Origin of the sequence: Pseudomonas sp. EA_15y_Pfl1_P101 (assembly GCF_963970835.1) — a bacterium.
Lineage (GTDB): Bacteria > Pseudomonadota > Gammaproteobacteria > Pseudomonadales > Pseudomonadaceae > Aquipseudomonas > Aquipseudomonas tritici.
The window spans coordinates 57359-80091 of record NZ_CAXAPA010000009.1; the positions used below are offsets into that span (position 1 = coordinate 57359).

The 22733-nt window shown below is 56.8% G+C and carries 19 protein-coding genes and 2 pseudogenes; 15 read left to right on the forward strand and 6 right to left on the reverse strand.

Annotated elements, in window-relative coordinates:
* The first annotated feature begins 110 nt into the window (after positions 1–110).
* On the forward strand, positions 111–1730 hold the full coding sequence (locus AACY36_RS15760) for a methyl-accepting chemotaxis protein (protein ID WP_339419400.1): 1620 nt from the start codon (positions 111–113) through the stop codon (positions 1728–1730).
* A gap of 82 nt (positions 1731–1812) precedes the next feature.
* Here AACY36_RS15760 and AACY36_RS15765 read toward each other — a convergent pair.
* The 3 genes and pseudogenes from AACY36_RS15765 to AACY36_RS15775 all read right to left on the reverse strand — a co-directional run.
* A pseudogene (locus tag AACY36_RS15765) lies at positions 1813–1956 on the reverse strand (helix-hairpin-helix domain-containing protein); the annotation flags it as partial.
* 54 nt (positions 1957–2010) lie between these two features.
* Positions 2011–2733, reverse strand: coding sequence for a 3'-5' exonuclease (locus AACY36_RS15770; protein ID WP_339419402.1), 723 nt, complete (start codon positions 2731–2733; stop codon positions 2011–2013).
* Positions 2730–4610, reverse strand: coding sequence for a DUF294 nucleotidyltransferase-like domain-containing protein (locus AACY36_RS15775; protein ID WP_339419404.1), 1881 nt, complete (start codon positions 4608–4610; stop codon positions 2730–2732). Before AACY36_RS15775 ends, AACY36_RS15770 begins: the two co-directional genes overlap by 4 nt.
* A 300-nt stretch (positions 4611–4910) precedes the next feature.
* On the opposite strand from AACY36_RS15775, the gene AACY36_RS15780 reads away from it, so the two are divergent.
* Complete coding sequence (locus tag AACY36_RS15780) at positions 4911–6164, forward strand: cation:proton antiporter (RefSeq protein ID WP_339419406.1); 1254 nt, start codon at positions 4911–4913, stop codon at positions 6162–6164.
* Positions 6165–6271: 107 nt separating this feature from the next.
* Entirely contained in the window at positions 6272–7549 is a 1278-nt protein-coding gene (locus AACY36_RS15785; protein WP_339419408.1) for a DUF2254 domain-containing protein, read from the forward strand.
* 6 nt (positions 7550–7555) lie between these two features.
* Here AACY36_RS15785 and AACY36_RS15790 read toward each other — a convergent pair whose 3' ends face one another.
* Entirely contained in the window at positions 7556–8878 is a 1323-nt protein-coding gene (locus AACY36_RS15790) for a chloride channel protein (protein ID WP_339419410.1), read from the reverse strand.
* A gap of 241 nt (positions 8879–9119) precedes the next feature.
* Here AACY36_RS15790 and AACY36_RS15795 point away from each other — a divergent pair, with 241 nt between their 5' ends.
* The 7 genes from AACY36_RS15795 to AACY36_RS15825 all read left to right on the forward strand — a co-directional run bounded on the left by AACY36_RS15795 (position 9120) and on the right by AACY36_RS15825 (position 16456).
* Positions 9120–10073, forward strand: coding sequence for a TAXI family TRAP transporter solute-binding subunit (locus tag AACY36_RS15795; RefSeq protein ID WP_339419412.1), 954 nt, complete (start codon positions 9120–9122; stop codon positions 10071–10073).
* Positions 10074–10148: 75 nt separating this feature from the next.
* Positions 10149–12176 (forward strand): TRAP transporter permease, encoded by a 2028-nt coding sequence (locus AACY36_RS15800; RefSeq protein WP_339419414.1) that lies wholly within the window; start codon positions 10149–10151, stop codon positions 12174–12176.
* Positions 12173–12559, forward strand: a complete 387-nt coding sequence (locus tag AACY36_RS15805) for a DUF1850 domain-containing protein (protein ID WP_339419416.1) — start codon at positions 12173–12175, stop codon at positions 12557–12559. Before AACY36_RS15800 ends, AACY36_RS15805 begins: the two co-directional genes overlap by 4 nt.
* 214 nt (positions 12560–12773) lie before the next feature.
* Entirely contained in the window at positions 12774–13454 is a 681-nt protein-coding gene (locus tag AACY36_RS15810) for a response regulator transcription factor (protein WP_339419418.1), read from the forward strand.
* Positions 13432–14847: a sensor histidine kinase gene (locus tag AACY36_RS15815; protein WP_339428063.1), complete on the forward strand. Its 1416-nt coding sequence runs from the start codon at positions 13432–13434 to the stop codon at positions 14845–14847. The genes AACY36_RS15810 and AACY36_RS15815 overlap by 23 nt, the downstream gene beginning before the upstream one ends.
* Positions 14848–14933: 86 nt before the next feature.
* The gene (locus AACY36_RS15820) at positions 14934–16142 is read left to right on the forward strand and encodes a D-alanyl-D-alanine carboxypeptidase family protein (RefSeq protein WP_370467855.1); all 1209 of its coding nucleotides are present in this window, start codon (positions 14934–14936) and stop codon (positions 16140–16142) included.
* A 17-nt stretch (positions 16143–16159) separates the two neighbouring features.
* A complete protein-coding gene (locus AACY36_RS15825; protein WP_339419421.1) occupies positions 16160–16456 on the forward strand; it encodes a DUF6388 family protein in 297 nt (98 codons plus the stop codon).
* A gap of 91 nt (positions 16457–16547) precedes the next feature.
* Here AACY36_RS15825 and AACY36_RS15830 read toward each other — a convergent pair whose 3' ends face one another.
* Complete coding sequence (locus AACY36_RS15830) at positions 16548–18002, reverse strand: TrkH family potassium uptake protein (protein ID WP_339419423.1); 1455 nt, start codon at positions 18000–18002, stop codon at positions 16548–16550.
* Between the two features lie 136 nt (positions 18003–18138).
* Positions 18139–18225: pseudogene (locus tag AACY36_RS28315) on the reverse strand (Crp/Fnr family transcriptional regulator); the annotation flags it as partial.
* A 552-nt stretch (positions 18226–18777) separates the two neighbouring features.
* Between AACY36_RS28315 and AACY36_RS15835 the strand changes: the two are divergent.
* From AACY36_RS15835 to AACY36_RS15855, 5 genes are all read left to right on the forward strand, one after another.
* Positions 18778–19773, forward strand: coding sequence for a TRAP transporter substrate-binding protein (locus AACY36_RS15835; protein WP_445261721.1), 996 nt, complete (start codon positions 18778–18780; stop codon positions 19771–19773).
* A 65-nt stretch (positions 19774–19838) separates the two neighbouring features.
* Positions 19839–20471: a TRAP transporter small permease gene (locus AACY36_RS15840; protein WP_339419425.1), complete on the forward strand. Its 633-nt coding sequence runs from the start codon at positions 19839–19841 to the stop codon at positions 20469–20471.
* On the forward strand, positions 20468–21751 hold the full coding sequence (gene dctM / locus AACY36_RS15845) for a C4-dicarboxylate TRAP transporter large permease protein DctM (RefSeq protein WP_339419427.1): 1284 nt from the start codon (positions 20468–20470) through the stop codon (positions 21749–21751). Before AACY36_RS15840 ends, dctM begins: the two co-directional genes overlap by 4 nt.
* 55 nt (positions 21752–21806) lie before the next feature.
* Positions 21807–22241, forward strand: coding sequence for a YeeE/YedE family protein (locus tag AACY36_RS15850; RefSeq protein ID WP_339419429.1), 435 nt, complete (start codon positions 21807–21809; stop codon positions 22239–22241).
* A 2-nt stretch (positions 22242–22243) separates the two neighbouring features.
* Positions 22244–22699: a YeeE/YedE family protein gene (locus AACY36_RS15855; RefSeq protein ID WP_339419431.1), complete on the forward strand. Its 456-nt coding sequence runs from the start codon at positions 22244–22246 to the stop codon at positions 22697–22699.
* Positions 22700–22733 lie beyond the last annotated feature (34 nt).

The following is a 22733-nucleotide window of genomic DNA, read 5'->3' on the forward strand; positions in this document are numbered from 1 at the left end:
GCCCGCAGACGACTGAGCAGAGCACCTATAGCGAGAGGCCAGATTAAGTTTATTACCGTCAGGTCGATAGACTGGTTACCTAGATCATTCCCTCGCGTTAGGAAGTTCGCATGAACCTTAGAAACCTCAACGTAGCACCCCGAGCTTCCTTGTTTTTCGCGTCGATCATTGCATTGGTCTTTGTGCTCGGCGCGGTCGCTGCTGTGCAAATGGGCAAGCTGCAGGACGCCGAAAAAGATGTCGAAAACAATTGGCTTCCAAGTATCCGACAAACGGCGTTGATGAACGTTGGCGCAATGCGGCTCAGACTTGAAACCCAGCGTGCACTTGCTGACCCTCAAGCAGTTCAATCGACGGTTGCGTCCTTCCCAGGCTACCGGAAGGCGTTCGCGGATGCGGTGCTAAATTATGAATCTCTGATCACGGGTAACGACGAACGCGCGCTTTATCAAGTAGTGACAGCGTCCGCCGATGCGTACGCCAAACAACTGGATATCCTCGAACCGTTGATGGCGCGCGGTGACATACCTGCCGCCGTCAACCTCGTGAGTACAGGTATACGGCCGTTGACGAATAGGATGGAGGGTGAAATCAAAGCCCTGACTGACTTCAACAACGACGGCGCCACAGCGGCTGGGCAATACGCAACCAATACTTACTCCGAAGGCATCTGGACAATCATTGGCCTTATTACCGTCGTCGTCGTCCTGACTGTCGGGTTGGCAATACTTCTGACCAAGAGCATTACGACCCCAATCGGTGCAGCGTTATCTGTGGCAGAACGCATCGCCGGCAGTGATCTCTCCAAAGAAGTGCACGTCAGCGGGAAGGATGAAGCCGGACGCCTGTTAAAAGCGCTGGCCCAGATGCAAGAGAACCTTCGCCGAACCATCATGCAAATCGGCGACTCATCTACACAGCTGGCCTCAGCCGCAGAAGAAATGACAGCGGTCACTGAGGAATCCAGTCGAGGTCTCATCTCCCAAAATGATGAAGTCAACCAAGCGGCCACTGCGGTAACTGAGATGAGTGCGGCGGTTGATGAGGTGGCCCGTAATGCGGAGTCGGCCTCGGAAGAGTCGCGTCGCACCCAGGGCTTCACTGAAACCGGTTTAGAGCGAGTCTCTCAAACGTTGAAGTCGATTGAAAAACTCAGCGGCAATGTTGAAGCCACGAGTGACAAGATTCAGGTTTTGTCACAGCGGGCTCAAAGCATCAACAAAGTCGTCGAAGTGATTCGTGCAATCGCAGAGCAAACTAACCTTCTGGCGTTGAACGCAGCGATTGAAGCTGCCAGGGCTGGTGAGCAAGGCCGCGGCTTTGCAGTCGTTGCTGACGAGGTCAGGGCGTTGGCGCACAGAACGCAGTCTTCCACTCAAGAGATCGAACAGATGATCTCTGCAATGCAGAGCGATTCAGCTGAAGCAGTGGAAGCCATGAGTAAAAGCAAAGAGCTGGCAACCCAATCCCTCGATGTGGCACAGGAGGCCAGCAGTTCACTCGATCAGATCGCCAAGGCCATTACGCAGATTAATGAGCGAAATATGTTGATCGCAACGGCGTCTGAAGAGCAGGCCCATGTTGCACGAGAAGTTGATCGTAATCTCGTCAGCATTCGAGAGCTTGCCGTGCAGAGTTCTGCGGGCGCCAGTCAAACAGCCAGCGCGTGCGGGGAAATGTCAAAGTTGGCGGTTGACCTTAATAGGATGGTGAATCGCTTCGTCGTTTGAAAAAATGACGCAGGACACGCGGTGTGTGCCTGGCGCGATGAGGGCTCTCAAACGGATCATGAGACACGCTGAGTGCTTGACTGGACGTCTTTGCAAGCTCAATGGCCGAGGTAATGGCAGCCCGCGCTTGCGGGCTGTTCCTCCCGCACATCGGTCCGGTTAGGGCCGATGCCTGAGCCAGGATGTCACAAGCATTCACCGCACTGAGTACCGCTGGCGAGTCAATGCGCACAGGAATATCGGTCGGACAGCCGTTAGCGTTTCACTATCAAGCGGTCACTCAGTTCCATAGCTCGCCAACAGGCGTGGACGCTGAGTAATAAGTCGCTACCTGCGCCTGCAACAGTTCTGCGGTTGCCAGGGCATCGGTTAATGCATGGTGCGCGTGATAAGCCGGAAGGCCAAGGCGCGCTCGGCTATCTGCCAGCCTTATGGACGGTTGTGAGCGCCCCATAAGTCGGGCGAACCACCCGCGCTTTTGCCGGTGCAGTCGGGCTTCCAACTGCATCGTATCGATGACCGGGAACTCAAACCCTTCCCCTAAATGCCTGCGCACTGCCTGATCCAAAAAGGCCCGTTCAATATTCCGATAATGGACCACCATCACCTTGCCTGCCATGGCCTCCAGCAATGGAGCCAGCACCTGCTCAAAGGTGGGCGCATCTGAAATTTCAGCATGGGTTATGTGATGAAACGTCACCGACTTTTCATTCAGCTCGGACGCTGGTTTTATTACCCAGTAAAGCGAGTTCCCACAATAAATGCGCTGCAGCGTGAACGGCATGACCCCGATGCTCACAACGCTGTCAGCTTGCGCATCAAGGCCGGTGGTTTCCACGTCCATGGCCAGCAGTTGCACGCTGTCAATGGAGGCCTGCGCAGAGACCGCGCCGGCTTGATAGAACTGTCGCAAGCGGCTGTTAACGGCATTGTCTGCCAGGGTCTCGAACCTCGAAGACCACTCCAGCATTTTATGATCGGGTTGCACTTTCACGTGTTTCATGACGGCAGGCGACCCTTTGATGGATAGCGGAATCTTAAGAAATTCTGGCCATTACTCAAAACCTGAAACGCCTCTTTCAGGTTATGTCGCTCACTGTTGGAAAAGCGTTCCGGTTCGACGTAATTATTGAGCGCAGCGCCCTGCTCCAGTGCGTCAACCTGGTGTCGAATTCGCACCATCGACAGGAACTCCAGCGCGTATCGCAGTTGCTTTAATGCTTCAGGCGGAATGACGTTGCTCTTCGCGATGGCATCCATGCGATCAAATGAATTCTGCGCGGTACTGCCACACGCGAGCGCATGGATGCGGATCAGGTCCGTCAGCGGTGCGGTGCCTCGACCCTTGAGGTTGATGATCCGTTTGTGCTGCCCGTCTGTCTCAACGACAAAAGTACGGAAAAAGCCCAATGGCGGCGTCCGGTTAAGCGCAATCCGAGCCATGGCACTCAAAAAAACAGGATGTGCGCTGGATTTTCGAGCGCACAGCACCTTAAGCTCTTGTACCAGTTCCACTTGGCCAAACACGCCGTCCAGGTCGAAAAAAATACAACTATTGAGCAACGTCGTCGGGTTAGGCTTTTCGATCCACTGATCAAAATAACTTCGCCATACCTTCAATGGCTGACGCCACTGGTCGTTCGTCGCCATGATCCCGCCTTTGCAATAGCTGTAACCGCACGCGGCCAGGCCATCACTCACAAACGTCGCCAACGCTCGGAAGTAAGCATCGTGCTGGAGCGGATCGAAGCCGTCGTCGAGCACCAGGGCATTATCCTGGTCAGTCACCAATAACTGCTCATCACGCGCCATGGAACCCAGCACCATGAAGCAGTAAGGCACCGGAGGCGGCCCCAGCTTTTTCTCTGCCAGTTCCAGCAAACGCTGGGTAAAGGCACGGCCAATGCCGGAAATCGCGCTACCAATCATGTGCGCCGTCGCGCCGTCACGCACCATGCGGATGTAGGTGCCGCGCAGGTCACGCAAAAGCGATTTCAGACCGTCGACCGACGTCTGGTTAGAGATTCTGTTGACCAGGTACAGACTGCTGTGTGACTCGTAGCGGATGATATCCGACAGGTTGATCAGCCCGATCGGATGGCCATGGTGGACCACCGGCAGATGGTGAATATTACGGCGCAACATCACCAGCATCGCTTCAAACACTGAGTCGTCGGCGCCTATCGTTACCGGCTCGGCCGTCATGATGTCTCGGGCAGCCGTTTCGCCAGCGTTTCGGCCGGCCGCGACAACGCGTGTGCGAAGGTCCCGATCCGTCACGATTCCCTGGATTTGAGCCGCCTGCAAGCCCGCTGATGACATCACTAGCACGCAAGAAACGCTTTGTTCTGTCATGATTTTTGCCGCGTCGCCAACGCAGGTATCCGACGTGACCCATACCAAAGGCCGAGAGATAAGGCCGCGGCATTTGAGCTGAATAAGCTCACTCGCACGCCCCTGCGCCTCAACGGCAGTCTTGAGCCTGGAGTGCCCCTCAGCTTCAACGAAGTCGGCGAACGCATCATGCTGCGCACACAGGTCGGCGAAGACGTCGGCGGGTATGTAATAAATCAGGCTATCTTCCAAGGCTCTGGCGGGAAAACGCACCTTGTTACTGCGCAACAAACCGGCCTGACCGAAGAGGTCGCCTTCGACAAGTCGGTTGTAGAGTTCGCCATTGCGCCGGTAAATCTCCACCGCACCACTACGCACATAGTGCAAGTCATGAATGATCGCGCCCGCTTCAAGGATGTCACTGCCGGCCTTGAAATAACTCACTTCTACCCGCCGAGCGATGGCGTCTACCGATTCCTTTGGCAGCGTATCAAATGGAGCGAAACGGTAGAGGTGGTCGCTAATCTCCTGTAACTCGATTTGCATGAAACCTCGAAATGCTGAAAAGAATTAAACTTGCGAGCGCCCTACATCGCAAAGGGCAGTGGTCTTTCTGTGTCGCCCACCACATCACATCCCGATACGAGGAGCAAGCGCCACGTCTGATCTACGCTATGAGTGGCAACAAATGCTGCGTAACGGCTGGCCGTCATATTTACACTCCCGGCAGGCGCGGCATTCACTGAATGCACCGCGCAGGCGGCGGTTATTTCTGAACGCTCAGAGGTATTTGCGATCTGCATTGCCTAGGGTGCTTTCCTCATCCTGTGTTTTTGGAGCGGGTCAATGCTGAACATTATTGCGATCTTCCTTTGCATCACAGCAGTACTCGCCTATCTCAATCGGCGCTACGTCGGCCTGCCATCCGCCATCGGTGTAATGGGCATTGCCTTGGGCCTGTCACTGTTGAATATGGCATCCGATGCGCTGGGCTTTCATGCCTTGCATACCCTTGAGCAATCGCTGGTGGAGTCCATCGACTTTTCCGAACTGCTGATGCAAGGCATGTTGTCATTGCTGCTCTTTGCTGGCGCGTTGCATGTGGACCTGTCGGAGCTGCGGGCCTACAAATGGCAGGTTGCATCCTTGGCCGTGGTAGGGACAACGCTCTCGACATTGTTCATCGGCTTTGGGCTCTGGGCGCTGTTGTCCCTTACCGAACTGCAGCTACCGTTAGCTTATTGCCTGGTGTTTGGCGCGCTGATCTCCCCCACCGACCCCATCGCCGTGATGGGTATTCTGAAATCTGCCGGCGCGCCAAATAGCGTGGAGCTGGTCATTTCCGGTGAGTCACTGTTCAACGACGGTGTGAGTGTCGTGCTGTTTTCGCTGATCGTCGCAATGATTGCCAGCGGGGAGGCACCGTCGGTTAGCGGCGCATCGCAGCTGTTACTGAAGGAAGCCGGGGGCGGTGCCCTGTTAGGCGCCTGCGTGGGCTATATCACTTACAGAATGCTCAAGAGTATCGATAGCTATCAGGAGGAGGTGCTCATCACCCTGGCCGCGGTTCTCGGCGCCTATGCAGTCGCCACTCAGTTCCATGTTTCGGGCCCATTGGCGATGGTGGTGATGGGACTGATTGTGGGTAACCAAGGACGCTCCCATGCCATGTCCGAGCAGACTGAAAAAAACCTGGACATGTTCTGGGAACTGATCGATGAAATACTCAACGCAGTGCTGTTTGTATTGATCGGCTTGGAAGTCGTTCTGATCCAGTTCTCCAACCCATTGCTCACCACGGGCCTGCTGGTCATATTGCTGACGTTGTTATCACGATTGTTGACTGTAGGGGTTCCCATTGCGGTATTGGGTAAACGCTTCCGCCTACCGGAAGGTGCCTGGAGTGTGATGACCTGGGGCGGCCTGCGTGGCGGGATATCGGTGGCATTGGCGTTGTCGCTGCCCCCAGGCGCAGCTCGCGATATCGTGGTTTCCCTGACGTACCTGGTGGTCGTTTTTTCTATCCTGATCCAAGGCATGTCGATCGGTAAATTGGTCAAGCGAGTCATTCCTTGTGCAGCAACCAAAGACGCTGGATGAACCCTTGGCCCGGCAGAAGACTCCATTAAGGATAATCAACTCACCGCCTTCGTTTCCCTGAATCCTTGCGGTGGGTTCCATCGTGTTATTTGCAGAAGGGATAAAAAATGCTCGCACGCTGGCGCTGGGTGCTACACCAATTGACCAAACGGCTGTGGTTCAGGGCGAGTCTGTTTTCCTTGCTGGGCATTGCGACCGCGTTACTCGCCGTTGTCTTCAAGGACTACATTCCCGAGTCGTTGCCCGCCCGCATCGGTGCCGACGCCGTCGATAAGATATTGGGCATCATTGCCTCAAGTATGCTCGCGGTGACGACCTTTTCGTTAAGTACCATGGTCAGCGCTTACGCTGCAGCGAGCAGCGGCGTGACGCCGCGCGCCACTACACTGGTGATGGAAGACACCACGACACAAAATGCCCTGGCCACCTTTATCGGCTCATTCCTGTTCAGCCTGGTTGGGATCATTGCGCTGAGTACCGGCGCCTACGGTACAAAAGGGAGGGTTTTGCTATTCGCGGTAACCATCGCCGTGGTCATTCTGATTGTCTACACCCTTTTGCGCTGGATCGATCATTTGTCCAAGCTTGGCCGGGTGGGAGAAACCATTGACCGTGTCGAGCAGGCAACCATTGATGCCATTAACAATCGAGTCCAATGGCCGCATTTGGGGGCAGCCGCCTACCCTTGCGAGTCAGTGATCCCCCGTTCTGCGCTGATCATCACAAGCCTCCACACGGGGTACGTCCAGCACATTGACGTTCAGGCGTTAGGCGCGATCGCCAAAGCAGACGAGATACAGATATTTATGGACGTCCTGCCGGGAAGCTTTGTGCATGTCGGCATGCCGCTCGCAAGAACCGTCAGCTTGAACAAGGCACGCGGGGAAGAACTGGCGTCGAGCAACGAAAAAATCATCGCTACCCTGGCTATAGGCGTGCGTCGAACGTTCGAACACGACCCCCGGTTCGGCTTGTCAGTGTTGTCGGAGATCGCCTCCCGCGCCTTGTCGCCGGCCGTCAATGACCCCGGCACCGCCATTGACGTCATTGGGCGCGGTGTCAGAAGCCTGACATGTTGGGGTAAACCTAAAGAACCCGCCGCGAAAATCGACGCTGACTGCCAACACGTTTACCTGAGCGGTTTGACCGTGGATGACCTGTTCGATGACTTCTTCGCACCGATTGCCAGAGATGGCGCGGGCCTGGTGGAGGTCGACCTGCGAATGATGAAGGCCCTTGTAAGCTTGGCACAGATAAACCCGACGATGTTCAGGGGTGCCTGTACCCGGCACGCAGAACGGCTGCTCAAGCACGCGAACACTGCGCTTGTACTCGAAGAGGACCGGCACACGCTCAGCGCAGCGGCGCGACCGCTGCTGCACTGACACTCTCTACGTGTTGGCTTTTTGCGCGGCGGCGCCACTGCCGTCCGATTGCAGAAAGCCACGCGCCAACTGCTGATAGAGCTCGGGGCCCATCCTGGCACTGACTGCTTTGGCAATCAGCGCAACAGCCATCAGACTGATGACCATGCCATGGCTGTCGATCATCTCCATCACGATGATTGCAGAAGTGATCGGCGATTGCGTGACTGCTGCCAGAAACCCCACCATGCACAGTGCAATGATGGGCTGTGCCGCCAGGGCGAAGTATTCAGCAACATTGGCCCCGACAGCAGCGCCTACCGCCAAAGAGGGGGCAAAAATACCGCCCGGTATACCGGAAAAATAAGTCACGACGGTCGCCAGAAAACGCGTAATCGGCGCGTGCCACGGCAAACCGACATCAGACACGATGATCTGGGAGGTGATCCCGTAACCGCTGCCAAAGGACATGCCACCGCTGAGCCAACCGAGAATCGCCACGATCATGCCGCAGCCACCTGCAAACCAGACTGGATGCAGGCGGCGCCATTCCCAGACGACAAAACGGCGATAGCGCTGTGGCCACAGGAGCATCCGACTGAACAATCCCCCCATAAGGCCACAGCCAATACCAATCGTCAGTATCGGAAGAACGATATCGAGATTGGCCTCTTGTACGTCGAAGTGCCCGAAATAGTTGTAGTTGCCCTGCAAGGCAATCGCGACCATCCCCGACAAGATGATCGTGCTGAGCAACACCCCGCTGGTGCGGGTTTCCAACTTGCGCCCCAACTCCTCTACCGCAAAGGCCACACCGGCCAAAGGCGTATTGAAGGCGGCGGCAATACCCGCTGCGCCACCGGCCAGGATGAGGTCTTCAGGGCGAATGATGCGTGCGTTGGGTAGGTAACGATGAAAGAAATGCATGATTGAAGCGGCGACTTGCACCGAAGGCCCTTCACGCCCCGCTGAAAAGCCACCGGTCAGGGCCAGGGTACCGAGGCCTATCTTGGCGAAGGCCAGACGCAATGACACCAACGTATGCACAGGCTTGCCTTGGTGGGCCAACCGTGTGGCGGCGATCACCTGGGGAATACCGCTGCCTTGGGCCCCTGTAAAAAAACGCGAGGTCATCCACACCACAAACATGCCGATCAGCGGCGTGTAGATAAACGGCAGCCACGGCCGGGCGGCGGCCTGTTGGGCGAACTGCATCAGCGCCAGGTCAGCCAGCCGGGCGAACATCACAACCAGCAACCCTGCGAGGGTAGCAGCAGCCCAGAGCGTCACTCGAGTACGCCATCGGATCGAGGCAAAACGACGACGTATCAGCAATATCGGTTTGATCACCCGAGCGGATTCCCCTTGTTGATATTCAATAAAATGTAATAACCAGATTAACGGGTTAAACGGTCAGGTCCAACCGGCAGTGACCCGATCACTACAACTCCGGCTCGCGTCTAACCGCTCGCTCGGCACCCTCACCCAGCCATTCTGATACATAGTATGACTGTCCGCTCGCCACTGCGGTGATCAATCAACTACAGTTGAGTCGCTCTGAATAAAAACAAGACAAGCCGGAGAGATTCCCATGCGAGTAAAGAACCGCTTCATCCTGCTGGCAGCCGCCGCAACCCTGACACTCACCACCGCGACACAGGCAGCCCCGGTATTCATTAACATCCTGACAGGCGGCACCAGCGGGGTGTATTACCCGATCGGGGTCGGCCTCTCCCAGATCTACAATGAAGGCATCCCCGGCGTAAAGACTTCGGTTCAGGCCACCAAGGCCTCCGTGGAGAACCTGAACCTGCTGCAATCGGGTCGAGGCGAGTTGGCACTGGCGCTGGGTGACTCGGTGGCGGATGCCAAGAACGGCGTCGAGGAGGCAGGCTTCAATACACCACTGACCAAGTTACGCGCCATTGCCGGCGCGTACCCCAACTACATTCAAATCGTGGCCAGCAAAGAGTCGGGGATCAAGACGCTGGCGGACCTTAAAGGCAAGACTATCTCAGTCGGAGCGCCGAAATCGGGTACCGAGTTGAACGCACGGGCGATTTTCAAGGCGGCGGGCCTGACCTACGCAGACATGGGCAAGGTGCAATACCTGCCCTTTGCCGAGTCAGTTGAGCTCATCAAGAACCGGCAACTGGATGCCACGCTGCAGTCTTCCGGACTGGGCATGGCCGCCATCCGCGACTTGTCATCGGTGATGCCGCTGAACTATGTGGCGATCCCCCCGGAAGTGGTGGCGAAAATCGGCAACGCGGCCTATCACAGCGCGGTGATTCCGGCCAACACCTATGATGGCCAACCTGACGCGGTGCCGACGGCTGCGATCACCAACATTCTGGTGACCCGCTCGGATGTACCCGATGAGCTGGCCTACCAGATGACAAAATTATTGTTCGAAAACCTCCCCCGCCTCGGTAACGCTCATTCGGCTGCCAAGGACATCACCCTGGAAAACGCCACCAAGAACCTGCCGATTGCACTTCATCCGGGTGCCGAACGCTACTACACCGAAAAAGGCGCGCTCTAGCCACGCACGGCGCAGCGGCACCCGATCGCTGCGCCAACGGTCCGCCCTTTTTCCATGCAGTGAGGCAGGCAGCTAATGAGTGAAGATCATCACGGCATCTCTGCGAACCCGCGAGACTGGCCAAAAACGCTGTTTTACGTCGCGTTGTTATTTTCGATCTTTCAGATCGTCACGGCAGCGTTTTCACCCTTTTCAAGCCAGGTACTGCGCGCGATACACGTCGGCTTTCTATTGTGGGTGGTTTACCTGAGCTATCCGGCCTATGGCAACAAGCGCCCCTGGCAACCATTGGCCTGGGTTCTCAGCCTGGCAGCCATTGCCACCGCCTTCTATCAATGGTGGTACGAGGCTGACCTGATCCAGCGCTCTGGGGACCTGACAACCGCGGACACGGTGATCGGCATTGTGCTGGTGGTGCTGGTGTTCGAAGCCGCGCGACGGGTGATGGGCATTGCCCTGCCGATCATATGCGGGTTGTTCCTGGCGTATGGTTTGTTTGGCGAGTATCTACCGGGTGAACTGGCCCATCGAGGTTATGGCTTCGACCAAATCATCAACCAACTGTCTTTTGGCACCGAAGGGCTGTACGGCACGCCCACCTATGTTTCGGCGACCTACATCTTCCTGTTTATCCTGTTCGGCGCATTCCTCGAACAGGCAGGCATGATCAAACTGTTCACCGACTTTGCGATGGGCCTGTTCGGCCACAAACTGGGTGGGCCGGCCAAAGTCGCCGTGGCCTCATCGGCGCTGATGGGCACTATTACCGGCTCGGGGATCGCCAACGTGGTGACCACAGGGCAATTCACCATCCCGCTGATGAAGCGCTTTGGTTACCGGGCTGCCTTTGCCGGCGGAGTGGAAGCGACCGCCAGCATGGGCAGTCAACTGATGCCGCCGGTCATGGGCGCCGTCGCCTTCATCATGGCCGAAACCATCAACGTACCGTTTGTGGAGATCGCCAAAGCGGCATTGATCCCCGCCATCCTGTATTTCGGTTCGGTCTTCTGGATGGTCCACCTGGAAGCCAAGCGCTCCAACCTCAAGGGGTTGCCCAAGGATCAATGCCCCAGTGCGTTGAACGCTGTGAAGGAGAACTGGTACCTGCTGATCCCACTGCTGGTATTGGTCTACTTGCTGTTTTCAGGGCGTACGCCGTTGTTTTCCGGCATGGTCGGACTGGCACTCACGGCTATCGTGATTCTCGGCTCGGCGATCATCCTGAGAGTACAAAGCTTTGGCTTGCGCTGCGCCTTCTGGATAGCGCTGGGCATCCTCTGTACCGGTTTTTTCCAACTGGGAATCGGCGTGATCTTTGCCGTGATTGCAGTGCTGGTGGCGGTCTGTGGGTTCATCAAGGGCGGGCACGAAACCCTGACCATTTGCCTGCACGCGCTGGTAGAAGGTGCACGCCATGCTGTACCGGTTGGCATCGCGTGCGCCTTGGTGGGCATCATTATCGGCGTGGTTTCACTGACGGGCGTCGCTTCGACGTTTGCGGGGTATATCTTGGCGATCGGCCGAGATAACCTACTGCTTTCGCTGATCCTGACGATGATTACGTGCCTGGTGCTGGGCATGGGGATTCCCACCATTCCCAACTACATCATCACCAGCTCGATCGCAGCGCCTGCCCTCTTGGAATTGGGCGTGCCGTTGATTGTGTCGCACATGTTCGTATTTTATTTCGGCATCCTCGCCGACCTGACGCCCCCGGTCGCCCTCGCCTGCTTTGCCGCGGCCCCCATCGCTAAAGAGACCGGGTTCAAGATCAGCCTGTGGGCGGTGCGAATTGCCCTGGCGGGGTTTGTCATACCGTTTATGGCGGTCTACAACCCGGCCTTGATGCTGCAAGGTGGTAATTTGTGGATGACCGCGTACATGCTGATCAAGACCCTGTTGGCGGTCGGGCTCTGGGGAATGGCGTCCACCGGGTATTTGCAGCGCAAAATGCCCTTATGGGAGCGATTGCTGTGTGTGGTTGCTGGGGCCTTGCTGGTGGTGGCGTTACCGCTGACCGATGAATTGGGCTTCGCGCTGGGGATCGTGGTGATATTCCAGCATATCTGGCGGTCCCGTCGTGCCGAGCCAGCCCTCCCATGATCGGCGTGTGCCTGGGCCTGACGGGTGTGGTGTGGGCCCAGCTGTCGATTTCCCACTTCACGCTGGCCTGGGATCACACCATTGAAAAGATCCGCTGGGAGGAAGACTACCGCGTGACCGAGCAAGGGCTAGTGCTGGAAGAAGCACGTGTACGCGGTAACGGCGCAGGGATGGAGGTTCCAGACGACGCGCGACTGGAAAATGGCAGTTGGCACTACCGGCGCCTAGTGCCCCCCTTGCAACCCTTGCGCCTGGGGCGAACACCGGAGGCTGGTGATTACCAGCTGTGTGTTGATGGCCAGTGTTCCGCCCTGAGTCATTGGGTGGGCGCGCCAACCACTCGCCATCCGTTCATTCAACTGTGGACGTGCAAAACCGACTGATGGCCGGATGACCACGTTCACCCTCATTTCCGCTCATCTCAGCCAACACGTTAGGGTGTTATCAGGAATATATCCATGTTGGCGAGGTGGGAAGGTTAAGGTGGGTTAAGAAATAGTTAGTGTTCGCACGCGCCTTAGATCAATAGGGTTCGCTGGCACTGGGTGTCGGCATTGAGTCGGGAACACCGAAAAACAGGTTCAAAGGGAGGACATCATGAGTAATGCGTTGGTCATAGAGGATGACCAAGTAACGGCGGAAATCATCGTCGCCGAACTCCAGCGCCACGGCTTCAGCTCAAAGTGGGCGGCCACCGGGCGCGACGGGCTGGCCCTGGCGATTGCAGGCGGCTACGACGCCATCACGCTGGATCGCATGCTGCCGGACTTTGACGGGCTGACGATTGTGAGCACCTTGCGCAGTCTTGGGATTCAGACGCCGGTCCTGATGATCAGCGCTCTTTCGGACGTGGATGAGCGCGTTCTGGGACTTCGTGCGGGCGGCGATGACTACCTGACCAAGCCCTTTTCGGCCGTCGAGATGGTCGCGCGCCTTGACGCATTGCTCAGACGCACCGCCGCAGCCCCCAGCAACCCACACCTCAGTTGCGGCAACCTGCGACTGGACTTGGTGGAGCACAAGCTGACGCGCAATGACGAAGACATCCAGTTGCTGCCCACCGAGTTCAAACTGCTCAACTTCCTGATGCGCAGTGCCGGCCAACTGGTCACTCGCACCATGCTGTTTGAAGGCGTCTGGGGCTATCACTTCGACCCCGGGACAAACATCATTGATGTGCACATCGGTCGGCTGCGTAAAAAGCTGGAAAGCGACAAAGACTCACCTGTGATCCATACAATACGCGGTGCCGGCTATGTCCTCGCTACCAAAAAATGAGGAATGGCGCTCGTCCGGTAGTCGATTGATCGGGTTTTACGCGGTGTTCTTCGTGGCCTGGGGAGCACTCTTTACCGGTGTGCTGTACTGGGAAATCTCCCACTATCTGGGCACGGTTGCCGAGCGTACGTTGTTGCAACGCGCCCACTACTATCAAAAGGTCGACGACTCGAACCTGCTTGCTGAGTTGGCGGCGAGTGAGGCTTACTCGACCCCCGGGATCGACGCCTACGGGTTATTTGCACCCGATGGCACCCATGTCGCCGGCGACCTGCTGAAGCTGCGCTCCAACCTGCCCGACGATGGCCAGGTTCATTACCTTGAGCGCGGCTTGAGCATTGCGTTACCCAACACAGAAACCCGAAGCAGCTATGCCTTGCTGGCACGGCGCGCCGACGGGCATATCCTGATTTTGGCACGTGACGGCGGGTCGATTTCCGCCGTGGGTGGCATTATTGAGCAGGCCCTGATGTGGGGGTTGTCATTAACCCTTATCCCCGGTTTGATTGGCTGGCGCTTACTGCGACGTCGCCCATTGCGCCGTGTCAAACGCCTGCAGCTGTGTACCGAAAGTATCGTTTCGGGCAACCTGGCTGAGCGTTTGCCGTTGTCAACACGCCGCGATGAACTGGATATGCTGGCCAACGCTGTCAACACGATGCTCGATCACATTGAGCAGTTGATGCACGAGGTGAAAAGCGTCTGCGACGGTATTGCCCATGATTTGCGCACGCCCTTGACACGCTTACGCGCACGGCTCTATCAGCTCCAGAAATTGCCGCTGGCCCGTGAACATAAGCGGACCTTGAACCAGGCGTTTGAGGAGAGCGAGTCGATCATGGTGCGCTTTCAAGGACTGCTGCGGGTCGCCGAGCTTGAGGATATTCGTCGCCGTTCTGCCTTTGCGCCCTTCCCGATCATGTCGTTGTTGAAACAGGCGCATGAGTTTTACGAGCCGATGGCACTTGACCGCGCCCAAACGCTTTCGCTGGACATTCCCAGCGATTGCGCCCAGGTGTATGGCGACTCTTCGTTACTGTTCGAAGCGCTGGTCAATCTGCTCGATAACGCCATTAAGTTTACTCCGGAGGGCGGCCATATCGAATTGCGGGGGAGCATCAAGGACTCAGCTGTCATTATTGAAGTCGTGGACGATGGTACCGGCATCCCCGAAGCGGACCGTACGCATGTCATTCGCCGGCTCTATCGCGGCGAGGGAAGCCAGATAAACCCAGGCCACGGCTTAGGCCTGTCATTAGTCGCCGCCATCGTGAAATTGCACGGATACACACTGGATATCCACCCTGGTGCCTCAGGCAGGGGAACACGCGTATTGATTCACTGCCCGATGTTCAGCGGTCAAGCCCCGGATCGATTTGTACCTCAACATTAAATTTAACTTAATACTGGTTAATTTGAGCGCCTCTGCGCCCAGGCCTAGTTTGGCAGCACATATCGCTGACCCAAGGCCTTTTGCTTGTGAAATATCTGTTGTTCCTGCGTGTGTTAACCGTGCTCTGTGTAACGCCACCGCTTCTTTGGGCGAATGCCGCTCTGGCTGCCAACGCAACCCTGGGGACAATGATCCCCGCTGCGCCGAAGCTGGGCGCCGAAGCCTGGATACTCATCGACGCGGAAACGAACAGGGTCATTACCAGCCACAACAGTGATGCACGCCTACCACCGGCCAGCCTGACCAAGTTAATGACGGCGTACATCACGACGCATGAGATTAAGGCCGGCCTGATCAGCGCAGATGATGAGGTCGTCGTGAGCGAAAATGCCTGGCGAACAGGTGGATCACGGATGTTTCTCAAGCCCGGCAGCTCTGCTTCGGTTCACGATTTGCTAAACGGCGTGATCATCGACTCAGGCAATGACGCAAGCGTTGCGCTGGCCGAACATATCGCTGGAAGCGAAGCCGGGTTTGTCGGAATGATGAACTCAACCGCTTCAACACTGGGAATGCTCAACACCCACTTTATGAACGCCACCGGCCTACCGGACCCGGAGCACTATTCTTCCGCACGTGACATGGCGACCCTGGCTCGAAAAGTCATCAACGAAGGGACCACCTACTACCCTCTTTACGCCAAGAAAACCTTCACCTGGAACGGCATTCAGCAATCCAACCGCAATACGCTTTTGTGGCGTAATTCCACCTACGACGGCTTGAAGACCGGGCACACAGAGGCAGCGGGCTACTGTTTGGTCGCCTCCTCACAGCGCGATGGGCAACGTTTGATCAGCGCAGTTCTGGGCGCCAGTAGCGCCCACAAGCGCACGGCAGAAACGGAAAAGCTGATGGGGTATGGCTTTCGCTTCTACGACACCCAAACCTATAAGAAAGGTGGCGAAGTACTCTCGCAGGTCGCGCTCTGGAAAGGCATACAACCCTACGTGAATGTGGGTTTGCTTGAAGACATGACCCTCACGCTGCCCAAGAATAAAAATCGAGACGTCGAGATGCGCCTGGCGTTTGATGGCCCCATCGAAGCCCCTATCACGGCAGGCACGGTCGTCGGAAGGCTCGACCTGTTCGACGCCGAGCATAAGCTGGGGAGTCGGTCATTGGTGGTCCTTGTGGACGCAGAGCAAGGTCATTGGTGGCAACGCTGGTGGGACACCGTGCATTTGTTTTTTACCCAGACGGTCCGCAGCTGGTTCGATGAGGCCCAGGTAACGTGAATAGTGAGGAGAGCGTCATGAACTCCGATGATCTACGCAAAGAACTCGCGCTATCAAAATTCTTCGAAGGCGATTCATCCCTCAATGACGCTGTACAGGGACTGAGTCAGGCTGAAAGGAAACTGTGTATCGAATCGGCCTTTGAGCAAGAGGCCGCAAGGCTTGGGGTAGAAGTGTGGGAGCTGACGCTGACAATGATTTCGCAGTCACCCCAAGAGCTGAAACGCCTGACCCTGGCGTTTCATCGGGAAGTGTCAGAAATGGTTGAGATGCCATGGAAGGATTACTGCACGCTGAATGGGATCACCGAGTAGCCTTTGGGCCGCATAAGCATCGGCGCTTCGCGTCGCGACGGCCCTGAGTGCTGACCGTCTATCCTGGCTCAAGCCTCTCAACAGTGAGCACTCAATATCTCCAGAATACCGGCGTGACGAGCACTAACACTGTCAGGATTTCCAGCCGTCCAAGTAGCATGCCTAGGGTCAATAGCCATTTGGCGGCATCCGGCAGTGATGAGAAATTACCGGCCGGCCCAATGATTGTGCCAAGCCCAGGCCCGACGTTACACACCGCCGTAGCGGCACCGCTCAACGCCGTTGTCCAATCCAGCCCAATCAGGCTCAGGCCCAAGGCAATCAGAGCAATCGTGATGGTGAAAAAGAATGAGAACGTCAAAAGCGAACGTAAGATCTCTTCGTCGATGGGGTGGCCATTGTACTTTTTCTGAATCACGGCGCGTGGGTGGATCAGTTGCTTCAAACTGCTCACCAGTAAAGTTGCCGCCACTTGAAAACGGAAGATTTTAAGACCCCCCGCCGTGGAACCTGAGCAGCCCCCCACAAAGGTCAAATAGAAAAAAAGCAACACCGAGAAACTGCCCCACACGGTGTAATCGCCGACGGCGACGCCGGTGGTGGTGACAACCGATGTCACATTCACCGCCACGATACGAAATGCATCCCACCAGCCGTAATCGCTGTGAAGACAAAGCCAAGTACCTACCGCCAGCCACGCGAAGACCAAGAACCCAATAAATCCACGAACCTGGTGATCCTTCAGCAGCGCGCGCCGATGGCCGCGCAATGTCGCGACATATAACGTAAAAGGCAGGCTACCCAGAATCATGATGGCAACTGCCACCCAGTGAATAGCAGGCTGTGTCCAATGCCCAAGCGAGGCGTCCGACGTCGAGAAACCACCGGTAGAGATCAACGACATGGCGTGATTGACGGCGTCAAATGGCGTCATCCCGGCAATCCAGAGCGCGAGCGTTCCGCCCCCCGTGAGTCCAAGATAGAGAAAAAGAATGTATTTGGCTGCCACATGGGAGCGCGGCGTCACTTTTTCCGACCAGTCTGAAGACTCTGTCTGGAACAGCCGCATGCCCCCTACTCGCAGCAGCGGAAGAATCGCCACGGCCATGCCGATAAAACCGATCCCACCCAGCCAGTGAAGCATCGATCGCCAGATCAACAGCCCCGGCGAGGCGGTGTCCAAACCACTCAACACCGTTGAGCCGGTGGTTGTGATGCCAGACATCGTTTCAAAAAAAGCGTCGGTGTAACTGATGTGACTGATAAACACCATTGGCAACGCCGCGAAGATACACACCACCACCCAACTGCCGGTCGTCAGCAGGTACATGTCCCTTGGGCGAAGTTGAGCGGTCTCTGGGCGCCCTCGCATGACCAGCAACAGGCCGCAGACGAACGTAATCAAGCTGGACCAAAGAAAGGCGGACAGATCGTCGCTGCGCTCATAGACCACCAAGGTGATCATGGGGATGGCCATGCTGATGGCCAACGTAATCAGAAACAGACCTAAGACAAAGCCGATGAGTCGTATTGCCGCGTGGGACATAAACAATAACCTGGCAAATTAGCGCCGCGCAGTATCGCGGCGCCAAAACGTCTCCACCCGTAAATTTCTCGTAAATTTTTTAGGGTCGACGGGTCGCTTCGTCAACCTTAGCCTATTCCAAAGACTGCGCGGTTTTGGCAATGCGTTCTTGGGTCATCACCAATGGGTGATCGGGTAGGCGATCCAACGGCAGTAATAACCAACGACACAGCTGCGGGCCGATTCAACGCAGCAGCTCCCCGAGGTCATATAAAATCCTGCCAACGGTAACTGACACCCACTCGAGCTCAGGAAACAGACGATGGCGAACATCGCCAGGGATTAAGGCGAGTAAACGGTTCTGCTGGGGGGTTGGCGTCTCCGACATATTCAGTAACCTTTTTTTCGGCACCCTTGACACGGTGCGAAGCACGCGAGTTCAGCGGCCAAGCAACGCCGACTTGAGCGTGCGCTCTACGCCAATACGGCAACCCCCACATTAGCGGCCTGACAGGCGCTTGAGTAGCCTCGGAAACTGCCCACAGACAAGCATGGGCGGTATGACTGGGCGGATACCAGGAGGCCCGTGCGCCCCCAGAGTCTGGCCCGTTTTAAAGCCGCAGATGTTGCGCAGGGGCAGAAGGTGCGAACACGACTCAGTGGCGCTTTCCATTCTCACGCTGAGGCGCCTGCACTCAGTGATGTTTTTTTGCCTAGACTGGACGCTTAGCCGTATAACCAAATGCGCGTCAGAGCACAGGCCGCACAAAAACTAAAATAAGAGGAATCCCCCAAAATGTTCAAATCCATCTGCAAGGCACTCGCCTGCACGGTTGCTCTAGGGAGCATGAGTGCAGTCATGGCAGCTGATCCAATCATCATCAAGTTCTCACACGTCGTCGCCGACCATACGCCCAAGGGCCAAGGGGCACTGCTGTTCAAGAAACTGGTAGAGGAACGCTTACCCGGCAAGGTCAAGGTCGAGGTGTATTCCAACTCATCGTTGTTTGGTGACGGCAAAGAGATGGAAGCCCTGTTGTTGGGGGATGTGCAGTTAATTGCGCCGTCACTGGCCAAGTTCGAACAGTACACAAAGACCCTACAACTGTATGACCTGCCCTTTCTGTTTGATGACATCGCTGCGGTTGACCGTTTCCAGATGAGCCCGCAGGGCCAGGGGCTGCTTAAGTCCATGGAGAGTAAAAACATCACCGGCCTGGCCTATTGGCACAATGGGATGAAGCAGTTGTCGGCCAACAAACCGCTGCGTGTTCCTGGGGATGCCCGCGGCCTGAAGTTTCGGGTGCAGGCCTCTGCCGTGCTTGAGGAGCAGTTCAAGGCCCTGCGCGCCAACCCGCGCAAGATGAGCTTTGCCGAGGTGTATCAGGGCTTGCAAACCGGTGTGGTCAACGGTGCAGAAAATCCTTACTCGAACATCTACAGCCAGAAAATGCATGAGGTGCAGAAATACATCACCGAATCCAACCATGGTGTGCTCGATTACATGCTGATCACCAACACCAAGTTCTGGAATGGCCTGCCGCCGGACATTCGCAGTGAACTGGACAAGATTATTGTGCAGGTGACCGCGCAGGTTAACAAAGATGCCGAGCAGCTCAATCAGGACGCCAAGCAAAGCATCATTGCCGGCAAAACCACCGAAATCATTACCCTGACACCTGAACAACGCGAACAATGGCGCGTCGCGATGAAACCCGTCTGGAAAAAATTCGAAGCCGATATCGGCCCTGAGCTGATCACCGCAGCCGAAGCCGCCAACAAGGCTCAATGACCGGGAGGCAGGTGTTGCCGACGTGGTAGCACCTGCCAGTCATCACGATACGGGAGATGCCATCCATGCAGGCCTTTCGGCGCATCTGGGAACACTTCGAGGAAGGCTTCATTGTCTTCCTTTTGGCCGCGATGACATTGGTAACGTTCGTCTACGTCATTCTCAACAATCTCTATACGCTTTTCTACCGGCTTGCCGATAACTGGGAAGGCGCCAGCGACCTATTGTTCACCATCGGCGATGGCGTCATGAGCATGGCTCAAGCCATGACCTGGAGCACCTCACTCACCAAGGCGCTGTTCGGCTGGCTGATCTTCTTCGGCCTGTCCTATGGCGTGCGCACCGCCGGGCATATTGGCGTTGACGCGCTGGTAAAGCTGGCGAGTAAACCCGTCCAACGGCTCATTGGGATCTTGGCCTGTCTTTGCTGCTTGCTCTATGCCGGCCTGTTCAGCGTGGCCAGCTTCGAGTGGATTCATACCTTGATGTCGGCGGGAATAGGCGCCGAGGACCTTGGCCATTTCGGGATCATGCAATGGCACATAGGGCTGATTGTCCCGGTGGGTTTTGCATTGGTATTCATCCGTTTCGCTGAAATTTTCGTGCGCATCCTGCTGCACCGCCAAACCGGTCTCGGCCTGGCCGATGAAGCCGCCGACGTAATGAAACTGACCGAACACGAGGACAATAAACCATGACCATTGCCTTCCTGTTCGCGGCACTCTTCGCATTGATGTTCATTGGTGTGCCCATTGCCATTTCCTTGGGCCTGGCGGGCTCGCTGACCCTTGTATTTTTCAGCCCGGACTCCGTTCGCTCCCTGGCCATAAAGTTGTTTGAAACATCAGAGCACTACACCCTGCTGGCGATTCCGTTTTTCTTGCTTGCGGGCGCCTTCATGACCACCGGCGGCGTCGCACGCCGGCTGATCGACTTTGCCAACGCCTGCGTCGGCCATATCCGTGGGGGGTTGGCCATCGCCGCCGTATTGGCCTGCATGCTGTTTGCAGCCCTCTCCGGCTCCAGCCCCGCAACGGTTGCGGCGGTGGGTTCGATCGCGATTGCCGGCATGGTGCGCTCTGGTTACCCGCAGGCATTCGGCGCGGGAATCGTCTGTAACGCGGGCACACTGGGTATCCTGATACCGCCCTCAATCGTGATGGTGGTGTATGCCGCCGCCACCGAGACATCCGTTGGCAAGCTGTTCATGGCCGGCGTCATACCTGGCCTGTTGCTGGGGATAACGCTGATGGTGGCAATCTACATCGTCGCCGTTAAGAAAAACTTGCCGGCCCTGCCACGCGCAACCCTGCGTGAGTTTCTGAGTGCTGCGCGTAAAGCCGTCTGGGGATTGCTGTTGATGCTGATCATCCTGGGTGGCATTTACACCGGGATGTTCACGCCGACGGAAGCCGCTGCCGTGGCGGCGGTGTATTCGGCGTTCATCGCCTTGTTCGTCTACAAGGATCTGACGTTTCGCGAGACACCTAAAGTGCTGCTGGACGCTGCCAAGCTGAGCATCATGCTGATGTTCATCATTGCCAACGCCATGCTCTTCGCTCACGTATTAACCACCGAGCAGTTACCCCAACAAATCACGGCCTGGGTGATCGAGGCGGGGCTGACACCGGTGACCTTCCTGCTGGTGGTGAACATCGTCTTGTTGGTGGCAGGTGCCTTTATGGAGCCCTCGGCCATTATCCTGATCCTGGCGCCGATCCTTTTCCCGATCGCCATGGAACTGGGTATCGACCCGATTCACCTGGGGATCATCATGGTGGTCAATCTGGAGATCGGTTTGATCACGCCCCCGGTCGGTCTGAACTTGTTCGTGACGTCCGCGGTGACGGGCATGTCAGTGCCTGCCACCATCAAGGCAGCCATGCCCTGGCTGGTGCTCTTGCTGCTGTTCCTGGTGCTGATTACCTATGTACCCTGGATTACCCTGGCACTGCCCAACTGGCTGGGCATGAATTAATGCCCGCCCGCCCCAATCAGTCATCCTCCTCGCAGCGCCCTGAAAGGAAATCGCTATGATCGATATGAGCCACTTCACGCCGCTGAGTGCATGGGTCGGTGGCCTCTTGATCGGCTCGGGCGCCGTGCTGTTGATACTGTTCAACGGTCGCATCGCCGGCATCAGCGGCATCGTCGGCGGCCTGCTACGCCCGGGGACCGGGGACGTGGCCTGGCGAACGGCATTTGTGCTGGGGCTGCTGATGGCACCCGTGGCTTACCAACTTATCGCGCCATTGCCTGCGGTGCAGATCGACGCCGGTTATCCACTCGTGATCCTTGCCGGCCTGCTGGTCGGTATTGGCACGCGCTATGGGGCTGGGTGTACCAGTGGTCACGGTGTGTGTGGTCTGTCGCGTTTATCGCCGCGCTCCGTGGTCGCCACACTCGTGTTCATGAGCGCGGGTTTCATCACCGTTTATGTCGTTGGCCATCTCCTGGGAGGCCTTTGAGCATGCCGCTTTTTTATGCGTGGGTTGCCGGTTTGGTGTTCGGCATCGGCTTGCTGGTTTCCGGAATGACAAACCCGGCCAAAGTCATAGGTTTCCTCGACGTGAGCGGACGCTGGGATCCCTCACTGGCCTTTGTCATGGGCGGCGCCATTGCGGTGGCGGCAGTCGGTTTCAAATTCGCAAGAACGCGAACCCGATCGCTGCTGGGGCTGCCGATGAACCTGCCCACCGCTCGAAATATTGATCGGCGCCTGGTCATGGGTAGCCTTCTGTTCGGCGTCGGTTGGGGCGTGGCGGGTATTTGTCCGGGGCCGGCCTTGGTGCTGCTAGGCTCGGGCATTCCTGAAGGTGTGGTTTTTGTCATCGCCCTGTTAGCCGGCATGGGACTCTTTGAATGGCTCGAGCGACGCAGACGTCGTGGAGCGTCGATCAGCGCCAGCGTAGATAAAGCCAACTGAATCAGCTTCGCCTTGGACAAATCGCTGTCTGTCG